This window comes from Paenibacillus sp. SYP-B3998 (genome assembly GCF_010820665.1).
GTDB lineage: Bacteria > Bacillota > Bacilli > Paenibacillales > NBRC-103111 > Paenibacillus_E.
Genome location: NZ_JAAIKC010000003.1, coordinates 272928 through 293629, shown reverse-complemented (window position 1 = coordinate 293629; position 20702 = coordinate 272928). Strand labels below are relative to the sequence as shown.

At 41.2% G+C, this 20702-nt stretch carries 25 protein-coding genes and 1 pseudogene; 2 read left to right on the top strand and 24 right to left on the bottom strand.

Translation table 11 applies throughout. The annotated features are described in order from the left end of the window. Nucleotides 1-10: 10 nt before the first annotated feature. The 20 genes from GK047_RS11795 to GK047_RS11700 form a co-directional block, all read right to left on the bottom strand. Complete coding sequence (locus GK047_RS11795; protein ID WP_163946192.1) at nt 11-1306, bottom strand: ATP-grasp domain-containing protein; 1296 nt, start codon at nt 1304-1306, stop codon at nt 11-13. Beyond that, nucleotides 1303-2535: an MFS transporter gene (locus GK047_RS11790; protein WP_163946189.1), complete on the bottom strand. Its 1233-nt coding sequence runs from the start codon at nt 2533-2535 to the stop codon at nt 1303-1305. Before GK047_RS11790 ends, GK047_RS11795 begins: the two co-directional genes overlap by 4 nt. Before the next feature lies 1 nt (nt 2536). After that, on the bottom strand, nt 2537-3454 hold the full coding sequence (locus GK047_RS11785; protein WP_163946186.1) for a transketolase family protein: 918 nt from the start codon (nt 3452-3454) through the stop codon (nt 2537-2539). Beyond that, nucleotides 3451-4257, bottom strand: coding sequence for a 1-deoxy-D-xylulose-5-phosphate synthase N-terminal domain-containing protein (locus GK047_RS11780; protein ID WP_163946184.1), 807 nt, complete (start codon nt 4255-4257; stop codon nt 3451-3453). Before GK047_RS11780 ends, GK047_RS11785 begins: the two co-directional genes overlap by 4 nt. Then, a complete protein-coding gene (locus GK047_RS11775; protein ID WP_163946181.1) occupies nt 4258-6099 on the bottom strand; it encodes a M20/M25/M40 family metallo-hydrolase in 1842 nt (613 codons plus the stop codon). It lies immediately after the preceding gene. Next, on the bottom strand, nt 6099-7151 hold the full coding sequence (gene argC, locus GK047_RS11770; protein WP_163946177.1) for an N-acetyl-gamma-glutamyl-phosphate reductase: 1053 nt from the start codon (nt 7149-7151) through the stop codon (nt 6099-6101). Before argC ends, GK047_RS11775 begins: the two co-directional genes overlap by 1 nt. Next, nucleotides 7148-8470 carry a DegT/DnrJ/EryC1/StrS aminotransferase family protein gene (locus GK047_RS11765; protein ID WP_163946174.1) on the bottom strand — a complete coding sequence of 441 codons (1323 nt, stop codon included), beginning with the start codon at nt 8468-8470 and terminating at the stop codon, nt 7148-7150. Before GK047_RS11765 ends, argC begins: the two co-directional genes overlap by 4 nt. Then, entirely contained in the window at nt 8460-9110 is a 651-nt protein-coding gene (locus GK047_RS11760) for a degT/DnrJ/EryC1/StrS aminotransferase (RefSeq protein ID WP_163946171.1), read from the bottom strand. The genes GK047_RS11765 and GK047_RS11760 overlap by 11 nt, the downstream gene beginning before the upstream one ends. Nucleotides 9111-9119: 9 nt before the next feature. Then, complete coding sequence (locus GK047_RS11755; RefSeq protein ID WP_240343909.1) at nt 9120-10031, bottom strand: RimK family alpha-L-glutamate ligase; 912 nt, start codon at nt 10029-10031, stop codon at nt 9120-9122. A 2-nt stretch (nt 10032-10033) separates the two neighbouring features. Continuing rightward, nucleotides 10034-10207 (bottom strand): lysine biosynthesis protein LysW, encoded by a 174-nt coding sequence (locus GK047_RS11750; protein WP_163946167.1) that lies wholly within the window; start codon nt 10205-10207, stop codon nt 10034-10036. A gap of 442 nt (nt 10208-10649) precedes the next feature. After that, nucleotides 10650-11177, bottom strand: coding sequence for a GNAT family N-acetyltransferase (locus tag GK047_RS11745; RefSeq protein WP_163946164.1), 528 nt, complete (start codon nt 11175-11177; stop codon nt 10650-10652). 256 nt (nt 11178-11433) lie between these two features. Further along, the gene (locus tag GK047_RS11740) at nt 11434-11811 is read right to left on the bottom strand and encodes an IDEAL domain-containing protein (protein WP_163946160.1); all 378 of its coding nucleotides are present in this window, start codon (nt 11809-11811) and stop codon (nt 11434-11436) included. Between the two features lie 149 nt (nt 11812-11960). After that, nucleotides 11961-12413 (bottom strand): RrF2 family transcriptional regulator, encoded by a 453-nt coding sequence (locus GK047_RS11735; RefSeq protein ID WP_163946158.1) that lies wholly within the window; start codon nt 12411-12413, stop codon nt 11961-11963. 300 nt (nt 12414-12713) lie between these two features. After that, nucleotides 12714-13481, bottom strand: coding sequence for a glutamate racemase (gene murI / locus GK047_RS11730; protein WP_163946155.1), 768 nt, complete (start codon nt 13479-13481; stop codon nt 12714-12716). Between the two features lie 57 nt (nt 13482-13538). After that, complete coding sequence (locus GK047_RS11725) at nt 13539-14069, bottom strand: ATP-dependent Clp protease proteolytic subunit (protein WP_163946152.1); 531 nt, start codon at nt 14067-14069, stop codon at nt 13539-13541. Between the two features lie 157 nt (nt 14070-14226). Then, complete coding sequence (locus tag GK047_RS11720; RefSeq protein ID WP_163946149.1) at nt 14227-14511, bottom strand: hypothetical protein; 285 nt, start codon at nt 14509-14511, stop codon at nt 14227-14229. Between the two features lie 22 nt (nt 14512-14533). Further along, on the bottom strand, nt 14534-14899 hold the full coding sequence (locus GK047_RS11715) for an ArsR/SmtB family transcription factor (protein WP_163946762.1): 366 nt from the start codon (nt 14897-14899) through the stop codon (nt 14534-14536). 162 nt (nt 14900-15061) lie between these two features. Next, a complete protein-coding gene (locus GK047_RS11710) occupies nt 15062-15535 on the bottom strand; it encodes a hypothetical protein (protein ID WP_163946146.1) in 474 nt (157 codons plus the stop codon). Nucleotides 15536-15552: 17 nt separating this feature from the next. Continuing rightward, entirely contained in the window at nt 15553-15861 is a 309-nt protein-coding gene (locus GK047_RS11705; RefSeq protein ID WP_163946141.1) for a hypothetical protein, read from the bottom strand. Between the two features lie 264 nt (nt 15862-16125). Then, nucleotides 16126-16332: a helix-turn-helix domain-containing protein gene (locus GK047_RS11700; protein ID WP_163946138.1), complete on the bottom strand. Its 207-nt coding sequence runs from the start codon at nt 16330-16332 to the stop codon at nt 16126-16128. Between the two features lie 123 nt (nt 16333-16455). Between GK047_RS11700 and GK047_RS11695 the strand changes: the two genes are divergently transcribed. Then, nucleotides 16456-16755 carry a hypothetical protein gene (locus GK047_RS11695; RefSeq protein WP_163946135.1) on the top strand — a complete coding sequence of 100 codons (300 nt, stop codon included), beginning with the start codon at nt 16456-16458 and terminating at the stop codon, nt 16753-16755. A gap of 105 nt (nt 16756-16860) precedes the next feature. Here the strand turns inward: GK047_RS11695 and fsa are convergent, their stop codons facing one another. Further along, a complete protein-coding gene (fsa, locus tag GK047_RS11690) occupies nt 16861-17532 on the bottom strand; it encodes a fructose-6-phosphate aldolase (protein ID WP_163946131.1) in 672 nt (223 codons plus the stop codon). A 470-nt stretch (nt 17533-18002) separates the two neighbouring features. Then, nucleotides 18003-18353 carry a DUF6463 family protein gene (locus tag GK047_RS11685; protein WP_163946127.1) on the bottom strand — a complete coding sequence of 117 codons (351 nt, stop codon included), beginning with the start codon at nt 18351-18353 and terminating at the stop codon, nt 18003-18005. 421 nt (nt 18354-18774) lie between these two features. Between GK047_RS11685 and GK047_RS11680 the strand changes: the two genes are divergently transcribed. Further along, nucleotides 18775-19830, top strand: a complete 1056-nt coding sequence (locus GK047_RS11680) for an LGFP repeat-containing protein (RefSeq protein WP_205516715.1) — start codon at nt 18775-18777, stop codon at nt 19828-19830. Nucleotides 19831-20322: 492 nt separating this feature from the next. Here GK047_RS11680 and GK047_RS11675 read toward each other — a convergent pair whose 3' ends face one another. After that, entirely contained in the window at nt 20323-20613 is a 291-nt protein-coding gene (locus GK047_RS11675) for a hypothetical protein (protein ID WP_163946121.1), read from the bottom strand. Between the two features lie 18 nt (nt 20614-20631). Beyond that, nucleotides 20632-20697 (bottom strand): annotated as a pseudogene (locus GK047_RS30605) (DUF2569 family protein); the annotation flags it as partial. Nucleotides 20698-20702: the final 5 nt, after the last annotated feature.

Here is a 20702-nt window from a genome sequence, read left to right as displayed (position 1 = left end):
GATCCATCTCCTATGTGTGAATTCTAGTTTCCAGTAAGTCTAACGGAGCTTCAACTGTATTTCCAGCACCTTCTTTATAACTAAGTTTAATCTTCTGGATGAGTTCTAAGGCTAGTGTTTTCGCTTCTTGCGGTGTATCCCCTACTGTAATCACATAACCTAAGCGATCGTCTGAGCTTCTGGCCACGGAAACCAAATCCCCTGGTTTGACGGAAATATGAGAGCGAATGACATTCGCGCTGATTTGCAGCTGATCAAGTCCCTGAATATCTGTAACAATACCGTCTTGACTCGCCGTCAAGTAAGCGATAGACGAAGCTCTGCGTTTACTCGGTTGACTGTTAATTGGAAGATCTAAGTAATAATTAACAGTAGCTTCAAAGATATCGAAACCAAAAGCTTGCACCAATAAATCAGAGGCAATGTTATCTCCACCGGGTCTGCCATTCACTTCAATAATACGGGCACCTTTTTGCGAAAGCTTAACTTCCACATGACTAGGTCCATTATGAAGGCCTATGGCTTTAAGAGCGCTAACAGCCGTGTTAATAATATCTTCCTGCTCCTCTTGGTACACAGAAGTAGGCAGCGTATGAAGAATTTCAACAAAATAGGGCAAAGGCGAAGTGACTTTTTCAGTCACTGCTGAGAAAATAGGTTTGCCATCCTTCAAGAACAGTTCAACACTAAATTCTTGCCCTTCCAAGTACTCTTCGATTAAGTAGTCTTCCCGTACTTTAAAATCCATATAAGTCACTTTGAAATCAACGATAGCTGTCATCGCTTTTTTCAGTTCAGAAGCATTATTGATGAAAGACACATTTTGGCTGCTTGCGCAATTCGTTGGCTTTAGAACGACTGGATATCCGATCTCCGCTGCCGCACTTTCTGCTTCCTCGTACGTTTTCACCTTTTTGAACTTCGCTCCAGGCACGCCATGTTCCTCATACGCCTCTCTGGCCAAATCCTTATTCCTCGATTTCAAAGCCGCTTCATAGGGGACCCCTTTGAGGCCAAGCCGCTCTGCTACTTTAGCCGTTAAATGCGATGCATAATCGGTTGCCGGGATCAAAGCATCCAGCTGCCCATTGTAATCCGAGTTTGTAATAGCCTCGTAAAGCGCCTGTTCATCACGAATATCCGCTACGATCAGATCATGATAAATACCCTCATAGCCGTACTTTTGAGGATTCTCTTTAGATGACACAATTGCGATCACTTTGCTTCCCTGATCATATGCGACTTTTACAAAACTCACGCCGTAAAAACTCGGCTCTACGAATGCGACAATCTTTTGACGACTCATAGGGTTCCTCCCTCAGTGATTTCATAAGTTTGATTCTTTTTGTAGGAAGTTCCCAGTATATAGTGGAAAACCAACCCTACAAGCATAAGTGCACTCATCCCAATAAATCCAACACCCGGAGAATAATGATCGATCAACAGCCCTAATCCCGGAGCAGATACAGTTTGCAAAAGTAACGAAATTGCCATCCAAACGGACATAGCTCTGCCCATGAAGGATTTGGAAACAGTTTCCATGATTGTTGTATTCATTACGATACGTAAAGAGGAATTACTTAAGCCGATTAACATGCTGCCCAGGTATAACAGCCAAATGTAGCTATTAAGGGCAATTGCCAGAAAGACACTAACCGCAATGAGAAAAAAGAGCGTAACCGTTCCATTTTTCGAAAATTTCTTGGCGAGCGGAGCTGCGATAAAGCCTGATAATAAGCCACCAATGCCATAGCACATATCGGATAATCCGAAAACAACAGAATCGCCTTGAACGCTTTGATTGACATAGCCTGGGAGCACAACATTGTAAACCATCGTGGAAATCAAAGGAATAATGGCAATAACACCTAGAAAGAATAGATAAGGTCTATTTTTCAGGTAACTGATGCCATGCTTAAAATTTGTATAAAAAGACTCTTCTTTATTTTCGACAAGGATTGGACTATAGATAACTCTTGATAAGAGCAGGCTACTAAGAATAAAAGCAGCTGCGTTTACAATCAAGATAATCTCAAATCCAAAATATTTATATAAGATACCTGAGGCTGCCCCCGCCATGAACATGCCCACTTGCAAGCTAATCTCAACGAGCGAATTTCCATTGATAAGATCCTTCTCTGGAAGCAGTTCTTGCACCAAACTTCTTGAAGCTGACATATAGATCGTCCATCCAACGCCATTTACAATTGTAAACAAATAGAGATACTCTATTTTGAAGCCAAATATGAAAAATAGCGCGGTTATGCCCAGAATAGCCAGGGCACGAAAAAGATACGTCCATACAATAATTGCTTTCCTATTGAATTTATCGATGAATGAGCCCACAAATGGTGAAATCAAAAAGCCGGCAATGACATTTAAAGAAAGCATGAAGCCAATAGAGGCAATGGAATTCGTTTGATCCATGAGAAACCAATTTGCTCCAATCGTGCTCATCCCCACACCGAATCCAGAAATAATATCAGAGAAGAAGAAATTACGAAAATTTCTCGGTTTTAGAATACTAAATACCATTTCAGCCTCCTATAACCCGTATTTGCTGTTGAAGCGGCTCTAGTCCAAAACCTAAATAATCCAAAACATCCGCGTGCGTTCCTCCGTAAATAGGCCACTTTTCACCGCAATCATGTGAATATACACGGCATTTAGGCAGCAGTAAAGCAAGATAAGAAGCCGAGCTGCCAGTAGCTCTATGCTCTTCAACGACCAAAATTTTGTCTGAAATGGCCCTTAGAAAAAAAGCGACATCCTTCAGACTTCGACTGTCCACATAGCATAGATGAACATGAACAATAGACGCCTGCTCAGCATAAATCTTATTACATAGCTCAGTTGCCTGCTCACCAATCGAGATCAAGCAAAGCGTCGGAATTATGCCTTCCTTCCTTTCGATTATGAGGTCGCGACAGCTTCTCCCCTCCTCTCTCTCTAGGCTTTCAAAGCCATCATTCCTGGAAAGACGAATATAATAAGGTTCTTCCGAGAGCGCAGCTTCTTGAATGACTCGTCTCGTTTCCGCTTCACCATGCGGGCAGGCAATGCGAATATTCTGAAACGATTGCATGATCGCGATATCTTCCAAGCAATGATGCGTGGTACCAAACCAACCACCGGAAACACCGCCGTAAGCCGCTACGATTTTAATATTTTTTTCCATATACCCCATGGCTAATTTGACGCTCTCAGCGGCTCTGAGTGCAGCAAAAGAAGCAAACGTAGAAAAGAACGGGATCTTACCAGCCTCAGCTAAGCCCGCAGCCATATCCACACTAGCTAGTTCAGCTATGCCTAAATTAAGAAAACGATCAGGATGATTTTGCTGAAACGAATGATTTTTCCCACCCAAATCAGCTTCCATGCAGATGATTTTATCGTTGCTAAAAGCTAGTTTCGTCAGTTCGTCCCTATAGGCATCTCTTCCAGATACACTCATGGTAAACTCCTTTTCCATTTACTTGCGATTTTCTCCGGAATTTTGGCATAATGAGCGTCGGGATTCCCCTCAATAGCTTGAACGCCCTTTCCTTTTATTGTTTTAGCTAACAATGCAAGCGGTCTTTCATTATCGAGCTCTAATGCCGAAAGAATAGCCTCCATGCTGTGCCCGTCGATTTCCTCAACTCGAAAACCGAAAGATTCAAAGCGCTGCCTGAGATTCGGAAGTGGTGAAATTTCTTGGATTAAACCATCATTTTGACCGCCATTACAATCGACGATATATACAAAATTCGTAATTGATTTGGCCTGAACAATCTGCGCAGTTTCCCAGCAAAGTCCCTCTTGAAGCTCTCCATCACCACCAATGACAATTCCCAAACCATTCGTCTGATTCATTTGCTGAGCTAGCGCCCATCCGGCTGCGTAAGCAACGCCATGTCCTAGACTGCCTGTTGCAAATGGGATATGAGGCAGCTTATGATTCGGGTGACCCGTAAAAAGGGAACCCTTCTGTCCGTAAGTCAGGGCAGGATTCTCCTCAATAAGCCCATATACATACAGCGCTGCGTACAACGCAGCCGCTGAGTGTCCTTTGCTGAGGATGATGGCTGTATGCTCATCTTTCACGAATTTCGCATACACGGCTATAAGCAGATCGATGACAGACAAACTTCCTCCAATATGACAGCCAGTGGGCGTGGCAGCCATGTCAATAATTAACTTCCTTGATTCAGTTGCTAAAGTAGTCAGGCTGGTTATCAAATCTGTATCCTGAACAGGCTTCGTTATCGTATCCATTCACTCCCCCACCTTTAACCGAAACCACTGATCAACGGCTTCTTTTAGAATCTTTCTTGTCGTCTCCACCTCGTGGAAATGTAAGTATTCATGATTCGTATGATCTAAACTTGAATCTCCAGGACCATAAGCAACCATAGGGACAGAATCCCAGGTTGTTGCTAGAGTGTTCATATCACTGGTTCCGCGTTTTTTGATATAGTGGATCGATTTTCCTTCCTTGGCGAAGCTGCGCACGAAAGCTTTCACTAGCGTACAATTCCGCGGATTGGCAAATCCAGGCGTCGCTCTTAACACCTGCACGCTTATGTCTTCGCCAAAATCTAATGGAATGCTAGCCTTGTAATCTTTACCTGCGGAGGGAGATATCCTGAAGTTCAGTATCCCCGTCACCGTTAGGATTCCTTTGTGATTACTATGTTTCACATCAATAAGTGATGACAGACACTGCGGGTCGATATGCTGTACCCTTGTACGTATCTCTTCCACAACTACATACAACTGATCAATTACACTCATTGTGTCCTTAGCAGCTGTATGCTCCTGTTCTTTACGAATGGTTATCTCCAGTTTAAACAATCCGTAATAACCTAGCGTTAAACTATGCTCGCCGCTAGGCTCGCCTATAATAACGGCATCGGCCCGATAATGATCTCTGATAAAATGCGCGCCTTTGGAAGACGAAATTTCTTCTTCTACAGCTCCGATTACAAGCAAGGAACCATGCTCAGGAACCTCAACCTCTTTTAACATCTCAATGAAATTAACGAAGCACCCTTTTGCATCGACGACACCTCTACCTGAAATTCCTTCATTGTCACTTTGAGCCTGCCAATTGTGCGGAACCGTATCCATATGGCCTAATAGCATAAGCTGATAGGGTCCATTTCCTTTTTGGAAAACAACGTTACCTACCTCATCGATATGCCCCGAAACTCCTGGATAACGCACATAATCCACTAAATAAGAAGCAAGCTCATGCTCATCTTTTGAAACCGAAGGAATTCGAGCCACTTTTTTCAATAAATCCATATCATTCAGATCTCTTTCCATCTGCCAAAACCACGTTTTACCAGTTCCCTCCAAGGTATGAGGACCCGTTATACAAACGTCGCAAACTCCTTGATGAATCGCGAAGTTAGCAGCCCTTACCTTCTGTTTCATCCTGCCTTTAATGGAATGAACCTCATCGCCCAAATAAACATCTTGAATGGTTGAGCCTGCATCTTCAATATCCTTCAGTATGCCCGGCGTGCTCGTAACAAAGCGCAGATGCTGCGCTTCAAGCTCCACCGCCAAGTGAGCAGCCAACATATCCGCATCAATGTTAATAAACTCACCCAGCTCAGGATCTAGAATGGGTGGCGCTATACATACCACATCAAAGGCTTGTAGGGCCGATTTCAAGAAATCCACCTTACATCCCGTGAAATTGCCAAACAAAGAATCTCTGACAATAACGGTTTTATTATTTTTTATAACCTTTAAGGGGTTCGCTTTTTGACCTGTGACGATCTGATTCTCACCACCGCATTGAGCAAAAACGCTAAGATCATATTTCTTCAAGTTTTCTTGGACTTTAGCTAAAATAAATTCGTGGTAAGCAGCTCGAATAATCGGCATTTCCTCTGGAGAGCAATAGCGCACTTCGTCGCCGCTTTCCAAAGTAAGAAAAGGGATTTCTCTATCGATCTGCTTATATTTCTGTTTAATCCCTTCCGCGCCGCCAGCAACCAAGAGAACCTTGCCTCCTCTCTGGGTGACCTTATAAATCTCCTCAAAAATAGCGGGTCGGTTAACAATGGTGCTGCTCCCTAGCTTAATTACGTGTAGGTTGTACATTAAGGCCATACTCCTCCTAATTCAGCTTGCAGCCCTGTCTCCTCGGGGAAGCCAAGATACAGATTTGCCGCCTGAATCGCTTGTCCTGCAGCGCCTTTGATTAAATTATCGATGCTCGCAATGGACACACAACTGCTTCCATCCACATACACGCCAACTTCCGCGTAATTCGTCCCCGCCACGGTTTTAATCATCGGATACCCATTTTTGGAATTGAAATAATGAATGAATGGCTTCTGAGCATAGCTCCCATAGAATGCTTTCTTCACATCAACTTCGGAGACACCCTCCTTGAGCACGGAGTAAGAGGTAACCAATATACCTCTGGGAAGATCAAGGCTATGCACCGTAAATTGAAGCTCTAACGAGCTGTTAAAATAATCCTCGAAAGCAAACTCAATTTCTGGACGATGCCGATGTCCATGGATGCTATGAGGTCTGAAATTATTGGCTCGCTCCGCATGATGCTCCGAACTCGATTTCCCCCCTCCGCTTGAACCTGTTTTGGCATCGGTGACCACACGATTCTCGATCAGCTCATTGGCCAGAAGCGGATATAAGGAATAAATCGTTGCAACAGCCATGCAGCCAGGGAGATTGACAACTTTGACTTTGGAATCGATCTCGCTGAATTCGGGAATATAGTATTTACTAGCCACTTGTATAGGCTGATTCAGTGTATCGGGATAATGCTTTTGCAATAATACAGGGTCTGAAAAACGATAATCACCGCTAACATTAAAAATATAATCCGTATGTTCAGCGACTTGTTCAATCATGCGAGGTAAGGCTCCCTTGGGTAGACAAGAGAAGATGAGGTCATAGTGGCCATCGAGGTCTGCGATTTTTTTGAAAGTAAGTGCACTTACTTTTTTGGTGTGGGTAAAGGCTGTAAAGTATTTTTCTACAGGAACTCCCGCCTTAGATTCCGATGACACAAAGTCTACTTTGAGAAAAGGGTGTTTATTTAATAAACGATATAACTCAGCCCCCGTGAAACCACTTCCGCCTAAAATGGCTACCCGCTTCGTACGATTGTCAGATGTCATCATCCTAATCTCGCATCCCTTTCATATAAAACGGTGAGATTTTTATTTTTCTCTACAATTTCACGAATAATTTGCGGATTTGCATCGATTTTTTTAAATACTAGCGCATAGGCTTGTATACGTTCATATTCAATTGGCGATCTTAGCTCTCTGCAAATCGTCAATGTCGAGCGCAGCATGTTCAAAGTTTCAGGGAAATTTTCAATCTCATAACCAAAATCTTCACGCTCCGAGAGCGAAAATGGGTAGCCATTTCCAAATCCTTTCCTATTTTTAAAAGGAAGATGGCCTGGGATCGGTACGTTTTGCCATTCTCTTGCAAAAACACCTTCACTCATAACGAGTTCCTGAATAGCCTCCTTTACTTTAAAGTCATCTAAATCTCCTAACCCCACCTTTTCTGGCGAAAGTTTAATTCGGTACATGTTATAGCTATGTTTTGAGCCCTCAGGCACGGTAGGCCCGCTGAACAGTCTGGTCTCTGAAAGAGCATTCGTTAAATAGGCAGCGTTTCTTGCACGAATTGCATCATAGTAAGGAAGACGATCCAATTGACTAATACCGAAAGCCGCAGCAATCCATGACATTCTATAATCAATTCCCGAATCCTCAAGGAAAGCCAACGCTCTTAAATAATCTTTCTGCTCTTTGAAGAAAGCAATACCGCCTTCTCCTCCGACTGGAAAGTTTTTGTCTGCCATCAAGCTCTGTCCCGCACTATCCCCAATAGAACCGCATACCTGGTTATGGAGAGAAGCAGAGTGGGCATGTGAGGCATCCTCCACAAGTCGTAATGAATGCTTATTGCTTAGCAGTCTTAATCGAGTTAAGTCTGCAGGCAATCCATGCACATGGACAGGCATAATCGCTTTCGTTTTCTTCGTTATCGCTTTTTCAACCTGATTGGGGTCAAGGCAATAGGTCTGTGGGTCGATATCGACGAAAATCGGAATAGCCTTAGCAGCGACAACAGCTTGAGCTGTAGCAATAAAGGTAAATGCAGGAAGAATAACCTCATCACCAGGCTCAACTCCGGCCCCAACGAGAGCAAGATGGAGACTAGATGTGCCGCTTGCTGTAGCAACCGCATAATTGGCACCCACATACTGACGATATTTTTCTGTAAATTCGTCAATTACACTATCCGCATCTTGCTGAATAGAAATGAGCATCTGCATGACGTCTTCCTTCGTGATGATCGGGAAATTCGTTTTTCGAACATCCTCGGGTATAACGGCTGGTCCTCCCTTATACGCTAACTCATCGTTAATCCAAGCATCGGTCGGGAGATCTAACAGCTTTCGTATAAAATCAGTCTTCATGCTCATTGCTCCTCTTTAGAAGTGATAGTTTTACACAACCTGCCACTAGAGGGCTTAGTCTATAGTTAAATTGAATCGCTGGCTGAATATCCAATTCGCTTTCTTCCTGAGTCCACATCGTTTTCAAATCAAAGGCGCCAAAAATCTTCAATCGTTCTGCCTTTTTCCAACCATCATGCTCATTCAGGGCTATGGCCGCACAAGGACCAAAGCCCAGTTCCGTAAAATCGAGAACGAGAACGCTAGTGCTTTGGAGCTTTCCCTTTGCCCAATCTTCAATATGTGCAAGATTGTCCCAATTAACGGATAGTTTCTCAAATCCAAGCTTTACTTCAGAATCAGATGTTACATTTACACCTAACCAATGGATAAATTTCTGCTCCTGCTTACTCGCTTGATCTAGCCGTGTAGAGGAACCATGACCAATGTCTTGCCCCCATAGTGCAGCGTGAACGGCTCCTGTATAGCTATTAAATAAGGATACATACTTAGCTTTCGTTATCTTGCTTATACTCTTTTCTAGCCCTTTCAATTCATTCTCATTCTTCTCAATACTCATAATGACACCTGTATTAAGAACTCTTGACAACACAAATGAAAGTGAAAAAAAATGATCTTTGTTTATCAACGTATTCTTCATCGTGCCTCCCTATGAATAAGAATGGATCGTTTCCCTCTTGTTACTTTTCAAGGATAGTTTATCCTTCACATACTGGGCGATATGATAGGCGACGTCGACCCCATGTATTTTCCACGATTGCGCGAATTCTGGGTTCTGATTAATTTCACAAACTACATATCGCTTATTTTTATAGTCATAAAATAGATCCAGACCATAAATACCTCCACCTAAAATATGGCTCAGTTGTTTGCTTATGGTTGCAATTTCATTGTTAATGTCCATCGGTTCGATTTCCGCACCTAGATGCGTATTCGTTTTCCAATTATCTAAAGACACGCGCCGAAAAGCTACAATCGGCTTTCTGCCTACAATGACAACCCGAATATCATAGTCCCCCTTCTCCACATATTCTTGAACAAGCACAGGAAACGACTGTTGCGTAGGGTCTAATGATTCCCTCGCCGCGAGCCATCCGTCAAGACAATCCTTTCCAACGATTCTTGCAATGCCTCTCCCCCAAGATGAACTTGGAGGTTTAATGACAAAGAGGTTACCAAAGTCTTCTAGCGACTCAAGAAGGTTGGAAGTCGTAAAAGCCACCTTAAATTGTGGTTGCGGAATGTTGAATTTATCAAAAACAATAGCTTGATGGATTTTATTTGTACAAATGGTGATTGCCTTAACGGAATTCAAGGTTTCTACGCCAGACAATTCCAACAGCGTGGATCTGCTAAGCGCCTTCTTTTGTGAGAGGCAACGAATCAGCGCGATCCCTACTTGCTCAGAAAGATTTCCACCCAACGGTAACTCCATTGAATCTAAATTGATTTGAACGTTAATATCCCAGTTCAAAAGAAAATCATAGATTCGTTTCTCTTCCTCGCGCAACTTGGTTACACAAAGTAAAACGTCCGTATGAACATTCGCCATTTTCTGCATCCCTACTCTCCCCAAGTTTCTTCGATTTCAGGAGCCAGCGCGATAGTAAATACATTCTCAATCGAATGAACTTCATGCTCTTGCCCACAAGACGAGCATTCGACAATTTCACCTGTAAGTGTGTTTGACTCAATGTCAACCTCTGATTTACACACAAGACAATTTAAAACGGACATCTAACTTTCACCTCCTTTTAATCAGTCGAACATGCATGGGAATAAATTGATTCATTCCATTTATATGGTATTTTCATGATAGCATAGAAATAACACTAGTCAACTAGGAATACTAGGTTTTAATATTGAAGAATTCTATTTAGAAGTCCTCTCAATCCAAAAAAACTATACAAAAAAAGAAACTTGATTCCACAAGTTTCTAAGTATCTGATACTAGAATCTGAATTGTTATATGGATATGGAAAGTATCGCTTTAAATCCGACGGATTATGATCGTTGGATTCCTTCCATTCTTCTTAGTCCTGCGTATTGATTTCCAATAATTCCAGCCAAACCAATAATGATGATGATAATGACTAGGACTTCCATGTTTTAATGCCACTCCTTTTATGCATTTATTATTTGAACGTTGGTTCTCATTTTTATTTCTTGGGAGCGCTGCTCATAATTTCTTAATCATATGAATATCATTAGGCTCTAAGGCAAAAAGTTCATCGTCTAACTCAGTAGTCAACTCACTTCCGCTGCTCTTATAAAAATTAACAGCTGATTCTGTTTCAGTCGATGAAATATACAAGGATCGGGCTCCTCTATGTCTTGCTTCTCTGCTTAATTCATCCATTAATTGCCTTCCAATACCTTGTCTTCTAAATGCTCTCGTCACATACATGAGGTCTATTTGAAGTTGATCTTTATTCGTACCTCTAAATTTATGTCCAAGCACACCAAATCCAACAAGACAGTCCTTATCAAATGCGCCATACGCTTTTCCGCCATTCGTAACCTCAAATTTAAAACGGTTTATCAACTGATCTAACTCTTCAAGACTCCAAGTTGGACATTCGTGTCCCGCTTTTATTTCTTTCAGTCCGTCATTTTTATTATTTACATAGATCAAGTCAATTCTTTCTGAACGGTCAATTTCTTTAATTTTCCCAGCTTCATCCACTTGCATTTCTCTAATAATCATCTAAGTCATCTCCTAATTTGAAAGTGCAGATCTTATTAAACGTTAGGTCAGTTCTCAAAAGACCAAATTTGTACCTATAACACTTTGGACATTGGGTATGAAATAACCCATTTGCCTAGCTTTTCAATCGTGTTTATGGAATTCGCTGTGATTTTCCTCCTTCCTGCTTTTAAAAAAAACAAAAAAAAGAGACCTTGTACGAAACAAGTGTCTCCTATATTTGGGCCAAATCACATGGGCTTGTTCTAACCCTTCTTCACTTTAAACCAGATAAACCTAAACGGTTTGTTGACGGTGCATCGGGGAACGCAGCAGAATTTTCTTCTGGCCCCTTTTTTTCTTGTTTCAATTTCAATTGGCTCGTAAGCTCTATAAACCACGCTTCATCTCGCGTTAATAATGCAATATCAATGAGCATATTGATCTGCTCTTTAGCTTCTAATGAGATATCAGCCAATTTTTTAAGCCGCTGTATAGGCACAAAAGCAGGCTTTCCTATGGCCGCTTCATTGTCTGATTTCAAAACTTGTACGTTTACATATCCCTGTAGCTCATGTATAGATTCAATGTAACCATGAATTAATTCTCCAGCTTCGGTTTTACCCTGCACCCAATCGCTTATCTCTAATGTCATGTCTCTACACCGCCTGTCTAATGATATAAAAAACAATCATCTGTATGTTCTCGATAGCTATACTGTAATAATAATGTTTACAGTTGACTTTGTCAAGGGCGGAAGTAAAAGATACAAAGCATTAGCTTAGATCTCATTGATAGCAATGGCTAGGAATCCACACGGTTATCTGCAAAAAAATCAACACGTGCCATTACGTCAGCAATGGAAAACTGACGAAGATAGGCGATGGTATGCTGCTCTGCGTCTGCTAGCAATTTTTCTAGTACCTTGTCCAACTGTTTACCGGTTTCACCGCAATCAACCTCTACGACGGCCCCCGTACACTCAGCTTTTACGGCAATATAAACATCAGCTAAAGAAATTTCACAGGATGCCTTTCCCAACATGTAACCGCCTTCCCGTCCTTCTCGGGCCTCTACCAGTCCTGCTTGCGCCAAGGATTGCAGAACTCTCCGCAAAAATGTTGCATGCGAGTTCACTTGAGAGGCAATGATTGAACTGGATAATACGCCTCCACTCTGCGTTAACCACACCAACGCGTGAATCGCAATCGCAAAACGTGGGGGACCGATTGCCATTCCTTTCGTTATTGTGCTCATTTTATTGTCACTCCTTATTATAATCACCGAACTAAAGTGAAAAGAATTTGTATGATACCCTATATCTTTCAATATTCTGCAATAGGAGTAAGCACATTATAATTCTTTTTCAATTGTTCAACAACTCCATTAAGCGGTATCGCAGGTTGTTGTGACAAATACCCCGAGTGTCAGGCCTCATCTGTTCTTGGCTCCCACACACGATTCTTTTTTTACCTACCAAACATAAAAAGCATACTGCAGCAGCAGCATGCCACTTATCTGTGAGGACTTATTTGGATACAATTAAGGAAATCATTCTCATTTTTTAAGCGTCTCAAGTGCTATTTCCATTTTCCGTATGTACGCTTGGTCATCATTCGAACACATGAATGTAACACTTGTCGTTCCAGTTTCCTCAAGTTGACTCTTATCTTTTAGTAATTGGGTTAATCTTTTTACGGTACCAGCACTTCCGTCTACAATTTGAATCGCACTAGGCAATATTCTCCTTAAGATATCCTTATAAAACGGATAATGCGTGCATCCAAGAACGACTGTGCCAAATAAACGGAGATCAAACTCGCTAAACTTTTTCGTAAAATAATCAATGATTTCTTTACTTTCAAAGTTTAGGTCTTCACAAAATTGAACCAGTTCAGGTAAAGGAAGTGAATCCACCAGCTTGTGGTCATCAATACGTGAAATCAACTCTGCATACTTGGACTGTTTGAGCGTTAAAGGCGTCGCCAGCACCAGTACTCTTTTTCCCGTTGAACGATTCATTTCTAATGCGGGTTTAACTGCCGGCTCCATACCTATAATTGGTATATCGTAGGTATTTCTTAATTTAGTAACGGCTATACTCGTTGCTGTATTACAGGCAATAACGAGCGCTTTTACATCTAACTTTATTATCGTATCAACTGCTCTTTCAACAAATTGTTGGACTTCTTCCTTAGATTTGGTCCCGTACGGGACATGAAGTGTATCTGCAAAATATAAATACTGTTCATGAGGCAGCTGCCTCATGGCTTCATTTAAAACGGTTATTCCGCCAATCCCTGAATCAAAAAAAGCTATTTTCATCGCCTTCACCTTATATAGTCTGTATTTGTTGGATGACAACCTTCCTTAACTTTATCACTAAATAATTTCGTCAACAATACCTAGCCCCACTGCTTCATCCGGACCGATGAACCAATCTCGTTGATGCTCCTGTACTTGTAATAAATCCTCGATCTGGCATTTTGTTTTCGCTAATAGGTATTGATCATAAATATTTTGCAGTCTCTGTGTCTCATCAAGGCGATTCTTCAGGCGGTTCAGATGGCCTCCGATATGATTGGAAACCGAGTGGTACATAAATGTACTTAACCTGCCTGAGAACCTCCTATGACCACTCACAGCGATCAATAAGCTCATACTAGCCGCAAGACCATATACGTAAGTATGAACTGGCGTCTTGCTATTATCAATAACATTGATCAATGCAAGCCCATCGTAAACACTGCCGCCATTACTATTTATGATCAAATCGATGGGAGCTCGCTTGAACTCTTTTTCTTTCTTATCTTTTTCATCATCCGCTTGGTTAATTTTCATTATACTTTCAATGATTAATTTTACCGAGGATTTATGAATCCCGTCAAATAAATAAAGCGTTCTTTCAATCATTTATAAGCCTCCTATCTCGCCGCGGCTTACTGATACATTTAATGTATTCTCCTTTCTCATATTTGGTAACTGCTTCCATAGAAAAATACCTTCACATAAATCGTAGCCACGACTTAGGAAGGTATTTCTGGAATTATAGGTATTTAGCATGCGGGTCTTATCGCTGAGTTTTTAGATACATCTCTTTAGCAAATTTCTTTTCTTGACTCTCCCACCGGCTACTTAACAAAATAATTCCGCATGTCGGTAACACAATGATTCGAGCAAATAAATAATTAGTAGCAATGGTTGCGCTTGTAATGAGTTCAATCGCGCTAAAAAGAATGGCTAACAAAATACCGAATCCAAAAAAACCATAAATCAGCACATATTTCTTCTTCCCCATTGCTCTTTTCACCTGCCAATTTGCCAAGAACTTTTCCTTTGATTTAATGCCCCACATGAATAATCCCCCAATAGCTTTACTAAGTATGCTTGATGTGCTGCAAGGTTTGTGAAAAAATCTGTTCAATATGACTGTCATCTAACGAGTAGAAAACGGTTTTGCCCACTTTTCTTCGCTTTACAATACGGAGATTCCTTAAATAACGCAGCTGATGAGAAACAGCTGACTGACCCATTTCAAGCACTAAGGTAATATCATGTACACAGAGCTCGCTCTGCAGTAGTGCATATATGATTTTGATTCGCGTAGGATCCCCTAATGCTTTGAACACATCAGATAAATTAACCGCGGTATCGTCCGTGATCATTCTTTGCTTAACTTCCAAGACATTCATTGAACCTTCACACGTGTCGTCACACTGTTCAGGAGTAACATTCGAATTCATTGTCGTCATGTAATGCTGCCCCCTACATCTTCTAATCCTTATAGTATATCAAAAAATGAAGCATGGCTCTAATATTTACTCCAGTTGCCATTCAAATACCCGATGAAGGGAATGACTGTTTTTTTGCAAATAAAAAAAGACTGCCTGTTCAGCAGCCTTCCTTTATTTCACTTGAGTAAAACCTTCTTCTAACATATATTGTTCAGCTTCTTCGTATGTCTCAAAGGCCGATTCGAGGTTATCGCCATCATAGACGTACCACAGCTCATCCACATGTGTAAGCCTAAGAATCTGATTCTCCCCGTCGATCCAACGTTCCTCTGCTAGTTCCTGGCTAATGGCATGCTTCTCTGCCTTTTTGCGGGTCAAGGATTGGATCGATTTCTCTACGATCGTACGAAGCTCATCTGCGGAATATTCACGAATATTCACAAGCCCTTTATCATCCACAGCATAACCTTTTACGTAAGCAGCGTACACAAAGCCGTTACCATTCGGATGAATGTGATAAGCGACAATTTTCTTATCATAGGAGCTTTCTTCATAATGGAAATTAATGCGTCCAAGCGAAACTTCTTTACGCTGTAATTCCGGGAAAGACTCCAACACGGCTATTTTTTCTTCAAAACTGAGCATAAACGCCTCCGCAGACTTTATTCAATTACCTCTATTTTAAATACGTTCTCTAATTTTCCATCCGTTCTTTTCTTCAAAGGAACCTTAATATCTCGGCCAAGCTCTTTAAAGAAAGTCTCAACATCACATTTTACATTCGATAAAATAACTTTGAAATTGCCATCGGCAACAATAGCTTGATTGGCTTCAACAGGAACGGTAACATCAACCGCATACTTCTTCGTAAGTGTGTTAATGTATCTCCCGAAAATCTCGAGCAACTCCTCGTTGTTAAAATTCTCGATGACCACTTTTCCTTTGTTCGTAAAATTCAAATTTACTCTCACTTCTTACTTCCCCTTTTCTATGAAACCGATTATTTTCGTGTGGGTAGTGAACTGGTTGATCTTATGGTCGTTTGTGAAGAAAAGGTTCCTATTCCCTAAAACTCCTACGAGTCGCACATTTAGTACTTCTTATCTATTCTACTTGTTTCTATGGGTACGAAGCAATACAAATATCCTATTATTTCTTTGTAACCAAAAAAGAAGCATGATAAACCCTGCTTCTGCCTATGTTTGTACAACATTTCAGTGTATTGGCATTTGGAGCTAATGCAAGGAAGGAAATTGCACAGCAGTTATTTCCACCAATTTCTTGAAAACTTTGCTAAAATGTCCCTGATCTGCAAACCCTACTTGGTAAGCAACTTCCTTCAAGCTCAGATAACCACAGCGAATCAATAATTTAGGTCGCTCCACTCTCAAATGGACCATGAATTGATGAGGGGTAAATCCCGTTTGGATTATACGCATCATTATTGAAGTTACCTCTATTGTCTAATCGAAGTTTTCTATTCAAAGAGGATCTAGATTCAGATCAACCGGAACAATCATGTTATACTTGATTCATCAACATTGCAGCTAAAGGGTGAAATCTAGATGGCATTTGGCATCCGAAGAGAAGAACTGAGAACATGGAAGGAAGCTGTTACCCGAGGGGACATCGCCTTTTTAACACACTACTGGTTAGATGATCGATTTGAAGGTATCCGAACGGTAACCAAGGTAGGCTGCTCTGACATGGATCGCTTGTCAGATTGGTGTATAGCCAATGGTTTGAATCTTCTCTATATCCACCACCGGCTTCCCTATCCACATTTTGATCTCATAGGTTCTAAACAAAAGGAAATTTTGCAGCGTGAACAGCTATGGGATCAAATCGAGCGATTTGGTCTTTAGCTTAATGAAAAGCTACTACGTTTAAACCCCTCCCAGTTTATTTTCTAGGAGGGGTTCCCGCGGCTACGCAAGAGCGTTAAAAGAAGAGACTGGTCATATTTGTTACTAAGTAGTTCTTGGAGCTTTCCCCCAATCTGTTGCGAATTTCTCTATGCCTTGATCCGTCAAGGGATGCTTTGACAACTGTTCTATTACGCTGTAAGGGACGGTGGCAATATGCGCGCCAGCCATTGCTACGCGAGTGACATGATCAGGATGCCGAACAGAAGCGGCAATAATCTGTGCATCTAGCTGATGAATGCGGAACAACTCAGCAATTTTGGCTACCAGCAAAACGCCATCTTCGGAAATGTCGTCTAAGCGGCCTAAGAATGGAGAAACATAGGTAGCGCCTGCACGAGCAGCTAGGAGTGCCTGATTTACCGTAAATATAAGGGTGAGGTTGGTTTTTACGCCTTTTTTGGTTAAATAACGGCATGCTTCCAAGCCATCCAAAGTCATGGGCAGTTTAATTGTGATATGCTTATCTCCGTTATTAATCTTAATCAGTTCATTCGCTTGCGCAATCATCTCTTCAGCCGTAATCGCTTCTGGTGTTACTTCGGCCGACACCGATTCAACTTCTGGAACGAGCTGCAAAATTTCAGCTATGCGATGTTCGAATTTCGCACCTTCTTTGGCCACTAAGGATGGATTCGTTGTTACTCCAGATAGTACTCCGAGTCTATATGCTTTTTTAATATCCCCGATATTGGCCGTATCAATGAAAAATTTCATCTACAACTTACCTCCCATTTTGTTTATGTTAAAGCTTCACTTCAGGTCCCACCAATTTCATTCCCCTTCTTCCATTTGGGATCATGAGATCCACCTCCACGATCGTTGTAACATGAGCATCATACACCATTTAGCATGCACCATTTCACCCCCTTTCCATTCGGTTGGAAGCATTGTGGTTTTAAAAACAGCAAAAAACCATTTCAATTAGAAATGGCCCTGCAAATGATATCTACACTTTATCTTGTTGATCAGCCATTGTTAAGCTCACAGTCAGCTTAGCCATTGACTCCAAACAGTTAATAGGATGAAGTTTCCCCCTTATTACCATGATAAGGAGATTTTTTTGAAACCTATATTTGTCTGCATTTCTCGTACTAAGATCTCGATCTGAAACAACTTCAAACCAATTAAGGTAAAGTTTAGAGCGCGTCTGATACAAGCACGCTATGCGACAAAGATTGAGACGCTTACTTGCGCATGATAATGATTGCCTGCGGAATGACGAGCCAAAAGCCAGATACCGGCAAAAATAATACGCCAATCAAGCTAAGCGCCAGCAGGTGGACACCGACGAATTGCGGTACTTCCGTCCCTTTGATCTGAATAAACCAGTTCATCAAGCTGGCAAGCATAAACAAAAGAATACCAAACATCAAAAACCAAAAAGCAGCAGCTCTACCGGCATGCAGTTGGGGATCAATCGCGTTTATAAAACCGTCATTCGCGATATTAGTGATCTGCTGCCAGTAAACGATAATTCCGACTACCGTATGTAACACTGCTGTCCAAGTAAGCATCACACCACTATGTTTTTTCATTTTCATTTTAATCGTTTCTCCTCTGCCGATTGTTATTTACTCAACTTTCGCAGAGCGAAATCAATCAAAAACCCTTGCTCTACTTGAGCTGTAGTCAAATTAAGAATATGAGTTGATAAACATTTTTTTACAGATTCAAATTTGATTAGGTAACATTGGTAACAAACTTTTGGAACTTTCCACATCTCATTATGTGGAATTATTAAACCATAAGGGACAATTTTCCAAAACATAGTCTGTCGAATAATTTAAACTTATGGAAGCCCAGCCAAGCGCTTTAAACATTAAAGAAGTTAAGGAGGTACGTTCCTTGAATCGAGAAATATATAGGATTTCCCCCTATTGGTGGTATTATTATCCCATAAATTCAAATAGACCGATTGGTCCGAATACACCCGTTGTACCGAGCCATCCTCCTTGGATGATTTTCACGGAAGTTGATTGGATTAATCGTAAATATGATGAGATGATTAGTAAAGGGGTAAAAGGTACTCCTATTACACCTGTGTCTCCTACACCAGACGGAGCTGGATTTTATCGACATTATCGAGGTCTTTTTGATTGGTCTATTTATTTTCATCCTAAAACTAAAGCTCACTCTATAATGGGTCCTCCACGTGAGAAGTGGGCAAGTCTTGGGTGGGAAAGAAGCCCTCTTGGTTATCCTATTTCAGATGGTTCCCTTATAGAAAATAATTCTGGGGTTTATCAGTATTTTCAGAATGGGATTATAATATGGATAAATTTGATTGGGCAAAATACTATTGCTGCGGTGTGGGGCCCAATTTGGGAGATTTATAAACAGTATACGATATTAGACTTTGGCTACCCTCTTTCCGATGAAAAACCGACTATTGGAGGACGTGGAGGGTACATTTATTTCCGACATCCTGATAGCCATCAAGATCGATTAATAATCTACAAAAAGGGTCATGATCGTGCCTACGTGGTATATCCAGGTATGAGGGCAAAGTGGCAAGAATTAGGCGGGGAATTAGGCTCACTTGGTTTTCCCATTAGTGAAGAAGAAGGACGACCTGGTTATAATGGAGGAACAATCCAACGGTTCGAAGGAGGTTCATTAATTTGGACTCCTAGCACAGGCACATATCTTGAAGGATCCCAACCACCTCAAACTAATCATACGACTACACCAACAGTGGGTTATAGTAAAGTAATGATTAATAATTGTAATACTGCGAGAAGACCGATAACAGTATGGGTTGATGACGGTTCTGGATTTCAACAATTAAAAACTCTAAATCATCAATATGATGAATGGGGCACTTGTCCTGTTGGAGATCCTTATGTGTTGGAACTAAAAAATGGCGTATTGTCTCAAATTGTTTGTGTTGATGAGGGAGCTTTAGAATGCGGAGTTAATGATCCAACTAAAGCTGCTTGCAGAAGATTTGAAATTGTATTATTCGGAAACTCTAATGGTCCAGTTTACCCCAATCCTTTGAAAGTAAGCTAAAAAACTACCCATTATCGTTGTAAGTATGGTAACACCTTGTTCATGATTCTTTACTTGTGCTAGACTTTCTTACCATGCATCCAATCAATAAAAATATTTTTCGGAAACTTAAATAAAACTTACTGATTCCTAAAATTTTATTTACACGTTTCCAGCAAAATACTCGGGATTGGACGACTGTGTCGTCCCCGCGGATTGTACGGTTACCAGGGCAAGTTCAGTAGGGCCAAACATCATATTCATTGTGCCAAGCGCCTCTGTGGTGATCTTCTCTCAAGCTCTTTGTTCAGCCTTCATAGGTGAATGTACGAGAACCCTCCAAATCCAATTAGAAAACTGGAGTCGCCATATTCGCTGCTCCGGTTTTTGAAGTTCATATTTTGATAAAGGAAATTAAGGTGCTTCACTCGACTTGTACTTACCGTTCTCAAGGCCTTGCCGAGTATAACTATCCCCTAATCTACTCCCAAGTCGCTGGTGTCTAGCCTCTCCTCATTCGTTTTTCTCGTGCCTACTTTTCGTCTCATCTCTGTCTTGCCCTGCTGTATAAGCTTCCAATTCTTGCTCAATTTCCGCATTTGTCAAATTAAACTCATCTTTCTCAACAATGCCTAATTTCTCTTTAATTTTCTGTAAATCGGAATGAATGGCTTTATTTCTTAAATAGTTACTACAAATTAGGGCAAATGAGCTAGCAAGCAAGAATAAAACACCAAGCGGGCCGAGATATAACGTAACGACGAAAACGAGTACGATACAGATAATAACTCCGAAATTATTCATGCGGAGCTCCTTTCGCTTTTATCTGACAAATGTGTTTCTTACTCTCTCCGATACGATAAAATAGGGAATCCAAATCGCGCATGTAAAGG